This is a genomic window from Streptomyces sp. NPDC059373 (assembly GCF_042751495.1).
Classification (GTDB): Bacteria; Actinomycetota; Actinomycetes; order Streptomycetales; family Streptomycetaceae; genus Actinacidiphila.
The window spans coordinates 106129-119509 of sequence record NZ_JBHYXC010000003.1; the positions used below are offsets into that span (position 1 = coordinate 106129).

The 13381-nt window shown below is 69.7% G+C and carries 11 protein-coding genes; 4 read left to right on the plus strand and 7 right to left on the minus strand.

What is annotated here, in order from left to right; translation table 11 throughout:
• Positions 1 to 9 precede the first annotated feature (9 nt).
• The 6 genes from ACFXJ5_RS08325 to ACFXJ5_RS08350 all read right to left on the minus strand — a co-directional run bounded on the left by ACFXJ5_RS08325 (position 10) and on the right by ACFXJ5_RS08350 (position 5873).
• A complete protein-coding gene (locus ACFXJ5_RS08325; RefSeq protein ID WP_384628598.1) occupies positions 10 to 1152 on the minus strand; it encodes a selina-4(15),7(11)-diene synthase in 1143 nt (380 codons plus the stop codon).
• Positions 1153 to 1489: 337 nt separating this feature from the next.
• Positions 1490 to 2935, minus strand: coding sequence for a cytochrome P450 (locus tag ACFXJ5_RS08330; RefSeq protein WP_384628600.1), 1446 nt, complete (start codon positions 2933 to 2935; stop codon positions 1490 to 1492).
• Positions 2932 to 3552, minus strand: a complete 621-nt coding sequence (locus ACFXJ5_RS08335) for an ATP/GTP-binding protein (RefSeq protein ID WP_384628603.1) — start codon at positions 3550 to 3552, stop codon at positions 2932 to 2934. The genes ACFXJ5_RS08330 and ACFXJ5_RS08335 overlap by 4 nt, the downstream gene beginning before the upstream one ends.
• The gene (locus ACFXJ5_RS08340) at positions 3533 to 3904 is read right to left on the minus strand and encodes a DUF742 domain-containing protein (RefSeq protein WP_384628606.1); all 372 of its coding nucleotides are present in this window, start codon (positions 3902 to 3904) and stop codon (positions 3533 to 3535) included. The genes ACFXJ5_RS08335 and ACFXJ5_RS08340 overlap by 20 nt, the downstream gene beginning before the upstream one ends.
• Positions 3901 to 4287 carry a roadblock/LC7 domain-containing protein gene (locus ACFXJ5_RS08345; protein ID WP_384629552.1) on the minus strand — a complete coding sequence of 129 codons (387 nt, stop codon included), beginning with the start codon at positions 4285 to 4287 and terminating at the stop codon, positions 3901 to 3903. The genes ACFXJ5_RS08340 and ACFXJ5_RS08345 overlap by 4 nt, the downstream gene beginning before the upstream one ends.
• Positions 4288 to 4304: 17 nt before the next feature.
• The gene (locus ACFXJ5_RS08350; RefSeq protein WP_384629555.1) at positions 4305 to 5873 is read right to left on the minus strand and encodes an ATP-binding protein; all 1569 of its coding nucleotides are present in this window, start codon (positions 5871 to 5873) and stop codon (positions 4305 to 4307) included.
• A gap of 327 nt (positions 5874 to 6200) precedes the next feature.
• On the opposite strand from ACFXJ5_RS08350, the gene ACFXJ5_RS08355 reads away from it, so the two are divergent.
• Positions 6201 to 8714, plus strand: coding sequence for a SpoIIE family protein phosphatase (locus ACFXJ5_RS08355; protein ID WP_384628608.1), 2514 nt, complete (start codon positions 6201 to 6203; stop codon positions 8712 to 8714).
• A 128-nt stretch (positions 8715 to 8842) separates the two neighbouring features.
• Here ACFXJ5_RS08355 and rho read toward each other — a convergent pair whose 3' ends face one another.
• Positions 8843 to 9955 (minus strand): transcription termination factor Rho, encoded by a 1113-nt coding sequence (rho, locus tag ACFXJ5_RS08360; protein WP_384628610.1) that lies wholly within the window; start codon positions 9953 to 9955, stop codon positions 8843 to 8845.
• Between the two features lie 436 nt (positions 9956 to 10391).
• Between rho and ACFXJ5_RS08365 the strand changes: the two genes are divergently transcribed.
• From ACFXJ5_RS08365 to ACFXJ5_RS08375, 3 genes are read left to right on the plus strand one after another with little or no spacing between them, the layout of a single operon-like run.
• Positions 10392 to 10547: a hypothetical protein gene (locus ACFXJ5_RS08365; protein ID WP_384628613.1), complete on the plus strand. Its 156-nt coding sequence runs from the start codon at positions 10392 to 10394 to the stop codon at positions 10545 to 10547.
• A 59-nt stretch (positions 10548 to 10606) separates the two neighbouring features.
• Positions 10607 to 12463, plus strand: a complete 1857-nt coding sequence (locus tag ACFXJ5_RS08370; protein ID WP_384628615.1) for an ABC transporter ATP-binding protein — start codon at positions 10607 to 10609, stop codon at positions 12461 to 12463.
• Positions 12460 to 13374, plus strand: coding sequence for a serine/threonine-protein kinase (locus ACFXJ5_RS08375; RefSeq protein ID WP_384628618.1), 915 nt, complete (start codon positions 12460 to 12462; stop codon positions 13372 to 13374). Before ACFXJ5_RS08370 ends, ACFXJ5_RS08375 begins: the two co-directional genes overlap by 4 nt.
• Positions 13375 to 13381: the final 7 nt, after the last annotated feature.

Sequence of the window (13381 nt, forward strand, 5' to 3'; positions counted from 1 at the left end):
TCGCGGAACCTATGCCGTGCGCTGTGCCATCGGGTGTAGGAAAGAGGGGACGGATACGGATGAGGCGTAGGCGGCCCCCTGTGACGCGGTGTCGTCCTGGAGGTTCGGGACGAGGTCCCACCACCAGGAGATCGCCGGGATGTCCAAGGGCTCCGGGCTGTTGTCGGTAGGGGTGTCACGGAAGGTCGACGGGAGGTCAGCCGGATCATCGGGTGTCGTGTAGCGGATCGACGTGATCTCCCATTCCTGGGCGCCGCGTATGAAGTCCCCGAGGCTGTCGATGTACTGACGCAGTTGTGGGCTGCCGGTGACCTTCAGGAACTCGGCCATGCGGAGGAAGAGGTCCATCACGCGATCGCGGTAGGCGATGGCAGTGACGAGCGCCTGTCCGTGGCCGATTCCGTACTCCTGCGCGAGCACGCGGACGGCGTTGAGGTAGTAGCCGCCGGTGCGGTGCTCCTTGTGGTGGGACAGGATGTCGTTGTCCCAGCCGATGATGAAGTGCGCCATCTCCGCTATGGCTCGTACGGAGGTGTGGTCCCGCTCGTTGGGCTGGAGTTCGTATCCGTACGCCATCTCCAGCATGGGCAGGATGATGGGCGTCGCGCCGTCGTACATGCGCATCATGGTGTAGTCGTTGAGACCGGGGACCGTGCCCTGGCTACGGTGGAAGGACTCCCAGACCACCGCCTGGAAGTAGTCGCCGATGGCCTCCACCCAGCGGGTGACCTGAACCGGGGTGCCGTACCGGTCCATGCGGTAGCGGAGGTCACGAAGGCCCAGGGCCAGCGGATCGTCGGCCAGCATGGGGACTTCGGGGTTCTGGGCTATGCGTATGAGCCGCGAGAGCGCACCGAGGAGCTCGCCGGGCCGGGTGCCGATCTCCCCTTCCTCGCAGTATCCGTCGTCGACGCCGAAGATCCAGAGCATGAAGTCGGCTGCGATGGTGATGACTTCTTCACGGCCTTCGGGGAAGATCCGCGCGGCGAAGGTGCCGATGTCCGATTTGACCAGTTGGCTGCGGAGTTCTGGGGATCCGATGCTGAACTCTTCGGCCCATGCGCCGGTGTGGGCTTCGATGGCCACATGCCGGGGATGGATGGCTGACCGGAGTGGAGAGTAGATCGGGGGAACTGTCAGCTCGGGCCCCACGGACGACCACCTCTCAGTTGTGCATGCGCTGACCGATCACATGTTCGTCGGGCATATGGCCAGAAACGAAACGTGAGCGATCATTTACAGCGACCATTACCCCGGCATATGGCAGCTTCCGTCAAGCCATCAAATCTCGCCATACGAACGACAGTTGGCGTGCGCCCCACTTGCTCCGGACGTGCGCCCCGCATGCGCCCGGCGCGCGACCCCGCGCTGACCAGGGCGTCGTCGGGAACCCGTCGGCCACCGGCGCAAGTCGGGCGCACGGGCGCATTCGCCCGTGCGCCCGTGTGGCGCTGGTCACAGAATGAGACAGACAGTTATGCAGAGGCGGCTACCTCCCGCGAAGCCACGCCTTCAGCGCACTCCACCGGGAGCGCCGCTGCTGGGGTACCGGCACCGAAGCAGGTGCGGCGACGGCAGCAGGCTCTGGCTGGGCGGGCGGCATCTCGGCCGGTGAGGGCTGCGGGGTACGCGGGGTGGGCAGCTGCTCCCCCAACGGCTTGCGCGGGGTGAACTGCACGGGGAGTTCCACCAGGTGGCGGGCCATGAACGAGGGCTTGGACCGCAAGTCGTGCTCCTCCACCGCCAGGTGCAGGTCAGGCAGCCGCGCCAGCAGGGTGTCGATACCCGTGTCGGCGATGGCACGGCCGATGTCCTGCCCGGGGCACTCGTGCGGGCCACTGCTGAACGCCAGGTGGGAGCGGTTGCCGTACAGCGAGGCGGTCGGGTCGGGGCGGATCTTGGGGTCGAGATTGCCGGCCGCCAGACCGAACATGATCATGTCGCCGGCCCTGATGTGCTGCCCGGCCAGCTCGGTGTCGCCGGTCGCCCACCGCGCCAGCATCGCCGCCAGGGGCGGCTCGTCCCAGAGCACCTGCTCCAGGGCATCGGGCAGGGTCATCTGACCGCCGTTCAGATGCGCGCGAAAGCGCGGATCGGTCAGCACCATCTTCAGACCGCTGGCGATCAGATTGGCCGTGGTCTCGTTGGCGGCGACGAGGATGAGCCGCAGATGGGCGGTGATCTCCTCGTCGGTCAGTTGGGCGTCGTCGCGGCCCAGCCAGGAGGTGAGATCCGCCCCCGGATCTGCGCGCTTGCGCACCACGAGCTGTTCACACAGCTGCATGACGTACTCATTGCTGGCGATGGCCGTCTCGGTGCCCATCAGCATGTCGCGGAGGGCAGCGACCAGCTTGGGACCCTGCTCCTCCGGCATGCCGAGCAGCTGCGCCATGACGAGCATCGGCAGCTGCTCGGCGAACTGCGACACCAGCTCACCACGCCCGGAGTGACAGAACTCGTCGACCAGTTGGTTGGCGAACCGGGTGATGTACTGGCGGATGCCCCGACGGTTGAGACGGCCGAGGCTGGTGGTGACCGCTCCGCGCAGCCTGTCGTGCTCGGCACCGTCGGCGTAGACACACACCGGCTGCCAGACGACCAGCGGCATCAGCGGCCAGTCCGCCGCGATATTGCCGTCCGTGAACTGATTCCAGATCCGCGAATCCCGGGAAAACCGTGACGGATTGCGGAGCACTTCCAGATTTTCCTGGTGGCCTACGACGAGCCAGGCGGGGATGTCGCCCTGCAACAGGACCGGGGCCACCGGCCCGTGCTCGACGCGCAACTTCTCGTACAGGCCGTGTGGGTCGGCGTCGGCCTCAGGACCGTAGAGCCGGGTCAGGCCGCCGGGGCCGGTGGAGGAAGAGCCACCGGCGGTGGAGTCGGCGGCATGGGCGTGGACATGGGCAGGGCACTCGGGGGGCGGGGTGGTCATGATGCCTCCGTTTTCACGGCGAGGGAGTACAGGTAGCGCATCAGGGCCATCAGGACGTCCCGGCTCGAATCGCGCTTGCGGGCATCGCAGTTGACGATCGGCACGTTGTCGGGCAGGTCCAGGGCGGCCCGGAGCTCCTCCACGGGAAAGCCGGGGGCCTCCGGGAAGGTGTTTATGGCGACGACGAAGGGCACTCCGCGCTCCTCCAGCCGGCCGATCACATCGAAGCTGACCTCGAGGCGGCGGGTGTCGATCAGCACCACCGCGCCGAGAGCACCCTCGAAGAGGCCGTTCCACAGAAACCAGAAACGCTGCTGGCCCGGGGTCCCGAACAGGTACAGCACCAGTTCGTCGTTGATGCTGATCCGGCCGAAGTCCATGGCGACCGTGGTCTCGGACTTGCGCTCGACCCCGGTGTTGTCGTCGACGCCGACCCCGGCCTGGGTCATCGTCTCTTCGGTGGTCAGCGGCCGGATCTCACTCACCGATCCGACCAGGGTCGTCTTGCCGACCCCGAAGCCGCCCACGATCACTACCTTGACGGCGGTGGAGACCGATGACGGCAGTATGTCCTCGCTCCGCGGCCCCACGACCGCGTCAGAGCTTTTGTAGTCCATGCATCACCGCCTCGATTAGTGCGCGTTCGGGAAGAAGTGCCTTGGGAACCGGCGCACGTGCCTCCACGTGCTTGTCACCCAGCAGGTCCGCCAGGATGACCATGACCAGGCTGATCGGCAGATCCGCGTACGCGGAGATCTCCGCGACGGAGAGGGGGGACTCGCACAGCCGGAGAATCCCCGCCGCCTCCGGCTGGGTCGTCGGCTGCGGCTCCGACCTGGTCACGATCAGTGTGACCAGGTCGAGAGCCGCCCTGGTGCCGGTCCCGGTCCGCCCCCCTGTGACGACGTACATACGCCCGGGATCGATCTCGTCCGTTTCGGACCCCGGCTCCTGGTCCGGTTCGCTCATGCGGTCGGGCCGTCGCTGCGGGGCGGGCTGGTCAAATGCGCACCGATGCGCGCGACAAGGTCACGCATCTGCTGCCCCATCAGGCCGGCATCCACCTCCTCATCGGCGAGAACCGCGAGGTAGGCACCCGGGCCGGCCGCCATCATGTAGAAGAAGCCGCCCGACATCTCGATCACGACCAGCCGCATCCGCCCGTCGCCGCGCGGAAATTCGGTACCCACCGCCTGGGCGAGGCTCTGCAGCCCCGCGCAGGCGGCCGCCAGGCGGTCGGCGGCGTCCGGGTCACCACCGTACTGGGCCATGCGCAAACCGTCGGAGGACAGCACAACCACGTTCCTGGTTCCCGGAACGCTCTCCGCGAGATCCTTGAGCATCCAGTCCATGTTGGCCCGCTGCTGAATCACGGCTTCTCACTCTCATCTAACGAGTCGTCACTGTTCTTGCTCGCAGGAGGGGCCGTCGGCGACTCGCCGTTGACTCCGCTCGTGAAAGCGGCCAACCACAAACCTGGCTGCACCGGTTCGGTCTGCGCCGGGTTGTCGGAGGAGGCAGTAACAGTGGCGGCCGACGGCTGCGCCGCGGGCGCAGCACCGGTGTCCACGAACGCGGCGCGGCGACGCCGTTGCGGGAGCCCGCTCGGCGTCCGCTCGGTCACCACGGGGATGTCGTCGTCATCCCTCATGGATACCGCGGGAGGCGAGGGCTGCGGACCAGGAATGAGCGGTCCCACCGGTTTGATGTCCACCGGCATCCGGCTGGGGTCGGCCTTCACGGCCGACTGGGAGTTGGACGCGGCACCGATACCGTGCGCGATGCCGGTCGCGGGAGCGGTGGTGATCAGTTCCGACGGAACGATCAGCACCGCGCGGACACCGCCGTACGCGGAGGACCGCAGCGAGATCTGGAAGCCGTACGCGCGGCACAGCCGACCGACCACCGCGAAGCCGAGCCGCGGCGTCTCGCCCAGGTCCTTGAGGTCGATACCCGCCTGCGCCTCGGCGATGGCCTGCTCGGCCCGGTCCCGGGCATCCGGGCTCAGGCCGACGCCGCCGTCCTCGATCTCGATGGCGATGCCGGTCTGCACCTCGACGGCAGACACATGGACCCGGGTCTGGGGCGGGGAGTAGCGGGTGGCGTTGTCCAGGACCTCGGCCAGCGCGTGGATCAGCGGCTCCACACCGGGGCCGACGATGCCCACCTGGGCGATCTTGTGCAGATCGACCCGCTGGTAGTCGGTGATCCGGGACATGGCGCCGCGCATGACGCTGAAGAGCGCGACGACCTTGCTCCACTGGCGGCCCGGCCGGGCACCGCCCAGCACCGAGATGCTGTCCGCGAGCCGGCCGATGAGCGCGGTGCCGTGGTCGAGCTTCAGCAGGTCGCCGAAGACGGCCGGCGAACCGCCGTGGCGGTCCTCCATCTTCCGCAGGTCGGAGGCCTGCTGGTTGGCGATGGCCTGAACACGGCGGGCGACGTTCACGAACGCGCGCTGCGAGGACTCGCGGATGTCCTCCTCGGCGGAGACGGCTTCCAGCACCGAGCGCAGCACCGCCATCCGGGCGGCCTGGAACTCGGGCGTGAGGCCTTCGTCGAAGTGCTCGATGCCCTTGAGTACGTCGTCGACGAACTCACCCTGCTGGAGCCGGCTCACCGCGTGCGGCAACTGCTGCCGCGCGAGCCGTATGGTCTCCTCCTCCTGGCGGGCCAGGCTGTGGCGGAGCTCCGCCACCTGCCGGACGGCCTGTTCGCGCAGCGCCCGCAGGGCACGACCGCGGCGGGCCGCCTCGGCCGCGACGAGGGCGACCGCCAGCGAGGCCACCGCGCCGCACCAGGCGACCGGCGTACGCGCGTCCGCGGGGGCTACCGCGACCGCGACGGCAGCGGCTCCCACGGTCACGACGGTGGGAAGTAACCACGCAAGAACAGGGGTGGGTCGCCGGTCTCCGGGTGGCGAGCCTGCACGAACCATCAGCATCCTCAAACGATCGCGGGATTACGGAACGACAAACGGGGTCGGCCCCAGCGGAACTGAGCACGCCGGGTTGACCTGGCGTAATTGCGACAACACGCTGAGCCGCAAGTAGCATAGCCCGTTCCGGGAGCCCGGGAAGCCGCACCAAGCATATGCCTCTGTCCCCAAAATGCTTTCTAGGAACGGCAGTTCGGAACTTCATCCGCGCCACCCCCGCGCCACCCCTACCCGCGGTAAGGCCGGGCGGGGAAAGGGGAATGGCGGCCCCTCCCGGAATGGCGAAACCGGACGAAACCGCGTGCTTCAGGGGCATAGCATGGAAATATGCCGTTCGACACGGGCGATGTCTCGACGGCGGTCCTGGACGCCACCGGCACCGTGATCGGCTGGACCCGGACCGCCGAGCGGCTGCTCGGTTACCGGGCGGCGGATGTGCTGCACCGGTCCGCCGCCGACCTGCTCGCTGCCCCCGAGGACGCCTCGCGGGCGGCTGCCGTCGTGGAGCACTGCCGTACGGAGGAGAGCTGGGCCGGATTCGCGGGGCTGCGCCACCGCGACGGTCGGCGGGTCCAGGTGGGCCTGCGGGTCTCACGGGTGCAGACCGCCCAGGGCGGGGGTGAGGGTCCGGGCCAGTGGCTGGTCTCCGCCGTCGACATGTCCGAGGCCCCGTCCCTGGCGGTCAGCGGTCCGATCATGGAGAGCATGCTGGCCGGCGCCCCCATCGGCATGGCCATCGTCGACCCCGAGCTGCGCTACGTATGGATCAACGACGCCCTGGTGAACCGAGGCGGCCTCCCGCGCGAGCAGCGCATCGGCCGCGACATGAAGGAAAGCCTGCCCGGGCTGAACACCGACGCCATCGAGGAACGGATGCGCGAGGTCCTGCGGACCGGCAGCCCTGTCATCGACTACGAGTACCGGGGCTGGACCCTCGCCGAGCCCTACCGCGAGCACGCGTACTCGACGTCCTACTTCCGGCTCGCCGACACCGCCGGCACCGTGCTCGGTGTCTGCTACATGGTCATGGACGTCACCGACCGCCGGCGGGCCCGCGAACGCCTGGCCCTGCTCAACGAGGCCGGCGCGGTCGTCGGCAGCACCCTGGACATCGTCCGCACCGCCCAGGAGCTGGCGGACTTCGCCGTGCCCCGGCTCTGCGACTTCATCACCGTCGACCTCCTCGACCCGGTGCTGCACGGCGACGAACCCGGCTCAGGACCCGGGATCGCCGCCGCCACCGGCGCGTCACTGCGCCGCACCGCCATGCGGTCGCTCCGCGAGGGCACCCCCGAGTCGGCCGTCGCGCTGGGCGATCCGATCGGCGCGCCCGAGTCGTCCCCGTACGCGCGCTGCGTGGTGGACGGCAAGGCCAGGCTGGACACCGTCCTGGACGTCGAGAACACGCCCTGGATCACCGAGGACCCGCCGCGGGCGGCCCGGATCCGCGAATACGGGATGCGGTCCCTGCTGTGGGTGCCGCTGCTCGCGCGCGACACAGTGCTGGGAGTGGCCACCTTCGTACGGACCCGGCACCCGGACACACGGTCCCGGCACCCCGAGCCCTTCGAGGAGGACGATCTGCTGCTGGCCCAGGAGATCTGCGCCCGCGCCGCGCTCTGCGTCGACAACGCCCGCCGCTTCACCCGCGAGCACCACTCTGCCCTCGCCCTCCAGCGCGCCCTCCTCCCGCCCGGCGTCACCGGCGGCGGCGCCCTCGACGTCGCCTCCCGCTACCTCCCGGCCAACATGCAGGACGGCGTCGGCGGCGACTGGTTCGACGTCATCCCGCTCTCCGGCGCCCGGGTCGCCCTCGTGGTCGGCGATGTCGTCGGCCACGGCATCCACGCCGCCGCGACCATGGGCCGGCTGCGTACGGCCGTGCACACCCTCGCCGACATGGACCTGCCGCCCGATGAGCTCGTGGCCCATCTGGACGACCTCGTCATCCGGCTGGCGGAGGAGGAGAACCTCGCGGACGGCGGTGACAGTGATGGTGGCGGCAACGGGGACGACGAGGCCGCGCCGGCCACCGCCCTGGGCGCGAGCTGCCTCTACGCCGTCTACGACCCGGTCACCCGGAGCCTCACCATGGCCCGCGCCGGCCATCCACCGCCCGCCGTCGTCACCCCGGACGGCCAGGTCGTCCTCCCCGACGTGCCCGCCGGCCCCCCGCTCGGCCTCGGCGGCCTGCCCTTCGAATCCGTCGAGCTCGACCTCCCCGAGGGCAGCCTCGTCGCCCTCTACACGGACGGCCTCATCGAGAACTCCGGCGACGACCTCGACACCGGCCTCGACCGCCTGAGCCGGATACTCGCCCAGCCCGGGCTCTCCCTGGAGGGCCTTTGCACGAAGGTCGTCACCAGCCTCCTCACCGGCCCGCCCTCCGACGACGTCGCCCTCCTCATCGCCCGAACCCGCGCCCTCCCCGCCACCCACGTCGCCGCCTGGGACCTGGCCTCCGACCCCGCCGTCGTGGCCGGCGCACGCGCCCTGGCGGTCCGTCAACTCGCCGAATGGGGCCTCGACGACCTCGCCATGACCACCGAACTCGTCGTCAGCGAACTCGTCACCAACGCCATCCGCCACGGCACCGGGCCCATCCGCCTCCGCCTCATCCGCCAGGCCGTCCTCATCTGCGAGGTCTCCGACACCAGCAACACCTCCCCCCGCCTCCGCCACGCCCGCACCACCGACGAAGGCGGCCGCGGCCTCTTCCTCGTAGCGCAACTGACCCGCCGCTGGGGCACCCGCCACACCCCCACCGGCAAACTCATCTGGGCCGAACAGGACCTCCCGCCGGCGCAGGTTCAACCCGCTCAGGCCCCCGGCACCGTCTGATGCAACTGCCGTACGAACGCCGCGTTGCTCGGCGTCTGTTTGGCTGAACCTCCTCGTGCCGCCCTCGCAGCGCTCGGCGCCGGCGCGCCTCCCGCGCTTCGGGACGGCTGCGCCGGACTCCGTCCGGCTCAGGCCCCCGGCACCGTCTGATGCAACTGCCGTACGAACGCCGCATTGCTCGGCGTCTGTTTGATCCGCTCCAGCAGGACCTCGAGGGTCGCCCGCGAATCCCGCTCCTGCAGAAGGCGCCGCAGGCCCCGGACCGCGGTCAGTTCGGCGGGCGGGAGGAGGAGTTCCTCGCGGCGGGTGCCGGAGGGGGTGACGTCGACGGCGGGGAAGATGCGCTGGTCGGCGAGGTGGCGGTCGAGGCGGAGCTCCATGTTGCCGGTGCTCTTGAGCTCTTCGAAGTAGTAGTCGTCGGCGCGGGAGCCGGTGTCGACGAGGGCGGTGGCGAGGATGGTGAGGGAGCCGCCTTCCTCGGCGAGGCGGGCGGTGCCGAAGAGCTTTTTGGGGCCGAGGAGGGCCGCGGCGTCGACGCCGCCGGTGAGGGTGCGGCTGTTCTTCGCGGCGGCGTTGTTGTAGGCGCGGCAGAGGCGGGTGATGGAGTCGAGAAGGATGACGACGTCCTGGCCCAGCTCAACAAGCCGCTTGGCGCGCTCGATGGCGAGTTCGGCCAGGGCGATGTGTTCCTTGGCGGGGCGGTCGAAGGTGGAGGCCAGCACCTCGCCGCGTACGGAGCGGCGCATGTCGGTGACTTCCTCGGGGCGTTCGTCGAGGAGCACCATCATGAGGTGGCAGTCGGGGTGGTTGTCGGCGACCGCCTGCGCGAGGGCCTTGAGGAGGACCGTCTTGCCGGTCTTCGGCGGCGCGACGATCAGGCCGCGCTGGCCCTTGCCGACGGGGGCGACGAGGTCCACGAGCCGGGTGGCCAGGCCGGCGGACGACGTTTCGAGGCGGAGCCGCTCCCGGGGGTGCAGCGGCGTGAGTTCCGCGAAGTGCGGCCGGGCGCGCAGCGCCGCCGCCTCCGGGGGGCGGCCGTTGACCCGGTCCAGGTGGGTGAGGCCGGGCGCGCCTTCGACGAAGTCGCCCTTGCGCAGGCCGTACTGGCGGATGCGGTTGGCCGGCACGGTCACGTCGTGCGGCCCGGGCAGATAGCCCGCCTTCCGGAGGTAGCCGTTGCCGCCGTTCACGATGTCAAGGACACCGGATGTTTGTTCGATTGGTTCGGTAGTGCTGAGCATGGGGGTCCTTTCACGGACACGGCGTAATCGGAAAACGAGACGCAACGCACCGAGGGAAGAAGAGCGATAGCCGCACCGTCGGCTCGCCGGTCCCAAGGAAAGGGACGGCCCATCAGCGGTACGAGAGGGAACTGGCACCGGCGCCACTTGTCAGGGCGTACTCGGGTGCTGTTCGTACTGTACCACAACCCCGGGACGGCTCAGCCCCGGACGCTCACCCTGACGGCCACCTCGACAGCCAGGGCCCCTGCCCCGGCCGGGCTCTCCGAGGACTGGTAGACGACCACGGGTGCCGATACCGCGCCGTACGGGCCGGTTGACCTGCCCCTATAGGATGATTCGGAAAAATTACCACAAAACACCCATCCGAAGGCCGGTTTGGTTCGTACCTTTCATAGCGGCTTCTGAGGAGCCGTTCCTGAGGAAGGAAAGAATCATGGCGATCTTCAGCCACATGAATCCCGCCCATAACAAGCATGACGACCACCGCCACAATCACGGCCACCGCCACGACGACACCACGCGGGGCACCACCCACAGCCGGAGCCGGCGGCAGCACCGTCGTGGCAACAACAACCGCCACGACCACTGACCTGACCGTATTCGAACGGGCCGGGGGTACACCCCCGGCCCCAGTCGTGGGATGACCGGATGACCCGGACCGTGGGGATGGTGCACCGCCTGGCGGCCGCTCTGCGGCGGCTGCTGTCCGTGGCGGAGGATCCCGAGGCCGTTGTCGCCGCCGCGCCGCCCATCCCCTTGCGGGAGGTGTTCCGGCGCTTCTGGCCGTACACGCGGGGTGGTCGGCGCTGGCTGTGGCTGATCCTGGCCTTCAGCGTGGTGGGGCCGCTGATCGACGCGGCGGAGATCTGGCTGTTCAAACTCGTGGTGGACGATGTGCTCGTGCCACGCGACCTGGGCGCCTTCGTGCCGATCGCGCTCGCGTACGTCGGGCTGTTCATGGGCTCCGGCATCCTCGGCTTCGCCGATGACGTGACGTCGACGTGGGTCAGCGAGCGGTTCCTGCTGTCGCTGCGGTCGGACGTCTTCCGGCATGTCCAGGGGCTCTCGCTCGGCTTCTTCGAGCGGCGGCGGCTGGGCGACGTACTGTCCCGCGTGACCGGCGACGTCGACGCCGTCGAGACCTTTCTGCTCTCCGGGGTGGCCAACGCGGTCTGGTACGGGATGCGGCTGGCCGTGTTCCTGGGGCTGCTGTTCTATCTGAGCTGGGATCTGACCCTGCTGGCGATCATCATCGCGCCGATGTTCTGGTTCGCGGCCCGGCGCTTCTCGCGGCTGATCAAGGCGGCCTCGCGGGAGCGGCGCCGGCGCAGCGGCTCGCTGAGCGCGATCACCGAGGAGTCGCTGGGCAACATCGCCCTCGTACAGGCCTACAACCGGCAGGACTGGGAGCACGGCCGGTTCCAGCGGGAGAGCGTCGGGAGGTTCCGGGCGGCGATGACGTCGACCCGGATCCAGGCGCTGTTCGGGCCGCTGGTGGACCTCATCGAGCTGCTCGGCGCGCTGACGGTCATGGGGCTGGGCACCTGGGAGCTGGCGCGCGGCCGGCTCACCCTCGGCGGACTGCTGGTCTTCCTGGGGCTGCTGAGCCAGCTCTACAGCCCGATCCAGGGCATGTCGCGGCTCAGCAACACCTTCTACTCCGCGTCCGCGTCCGCCGAGCGGATCATCGAACTGCTCGACCAGCGCCCCCAGGTCTCGGAGATCGCCGACCCCTGGCCACTGCGGCCCGCGCACGGCGACGTCGAGTTCCACCGCGTCTTCTTCAGCTACCCGCAGACCCCGCGGCCCGCCCTGGCGGACGTCTCCTTCCAGGTGGCGCCCGGCGAGACCCTGGCCCTGGTCGGAGCCAGCGGCGCGGGCAAGTCGACCGCCGCCAAGCTGCTGCTGCGCTTCTACGATCCGGACCCGGGCCCCGGAGCCGTACGCCTCGACGGCATCGACCTACGCGACCTGAGCCTCGGCGACCTGCGGAACAGCATCGCGGTGGTCCTCCAGGAGACGCTGGTCCTGCACGGCACGGTGCGGGAGAACATCGCCTACGGCCGGCCGGGAGCGAGTGACGCGGAGATCGTCGCGGCGGCCCGGGCGGCGGACGCGCACGAGTTCATCGGCCAACTCCCGGAGGGTTACGACACCTTGGTGGGCCAGCGCGGCCGGCTGCTGTCCGGCGGGCAGCGCCAGCGCCTGGCGATCGCGCGCGCGATGATCCGCGACGCACCCGTGCTCATCCTGGACGAGCCGACCACCGGCCTCGACGCCGAGTCGGGACGGCGGATCCTGGACCCCCTGCGGCGGCTGATGGCCGGGCGCACCACGATCATCATTTCGCACAACCTCCTCACCGTCCGCGACGCCACCCAGATCGTGGTCCTCGACCACGGTCGGGTCGTCGAACACGGCACGCACGAAGACCTGTTGGCGCACGGCAAGACGTACGCCCGGCTGCACAAGCTGAACGGGCCCACACTCCGGGTGGTCTCATGATCCTCCGCACCGAGGCGCCCCCACCCCTCGCCCCCGGAGCCACCCCGGCCCCCGGGTACGAAATCCTCGCCCACCTGTCCCGGACCGGCTGGCTGGACGTCTACGACGCCTGGAGCGCGCAGCGGGAGTGCCGCTGCGTGGTCAAGCTGGTGCGCCCGGACCGGCGGCACGAGGAGCGGCTGCGCGACCGGCTGCTGCGGGAGGGCCGCTGGCTCCAGGAGTTCACCCACCCGCACCTGGTCCGCGGGTACGAGACGATCACGGAACCGGATCCGCTGGTCGTACTGGAGACCCTGACCGGCGAGACGCTGGCCCACCTCATCCACCGCCTCCGGCACCGGCCCGCCGCCACCGACCTGGCCTTTCTCGGCCTGCATCTGTGCTCCGCGCTGCACTACATGCACGGCCGAGGCCTGCTGCACCTGGACATCAAGCCGTCCAACGTGGTGGTCGAATGCCGCCGTGCCAAGGTGCTCGACCTCAGCGTCGCCCGCGCCCCGGGCCCCGCCCCCTCCGGCATGGGCACCTTCGGCTATCTCAGCCCCGAGCAGGCGCGCGGCGGGACGCTCTCGGCGGCGGCCGACGTCTGGGGGATCGGCATCACCCTGTACGAGGCCGCCACCGGCGAGGTCCCCTTCGACTGCGGGGAGACCGTGACGGGTTCGTCGTACGCGGCGACCGGCGAGGACGAATGGTATCCGCAGCTCGAAGGACGCGCCCCCCTGGTCCGAACCCGCCGCCACCTGCCGCCCGTGCTCGCCGGCGCGATAGACCGCTGCCTGGCGCCGGACCCGGCCGACCGCCCGACGATCACCGAACTCGCCGAGACGCTGGACGGGCTGCTACCCCAGGGCAGAAAAGCCGCAGGTCCACACGAACAGGCGCAATCCTTCCGGGAAGGTGATACGTAATAGAGAT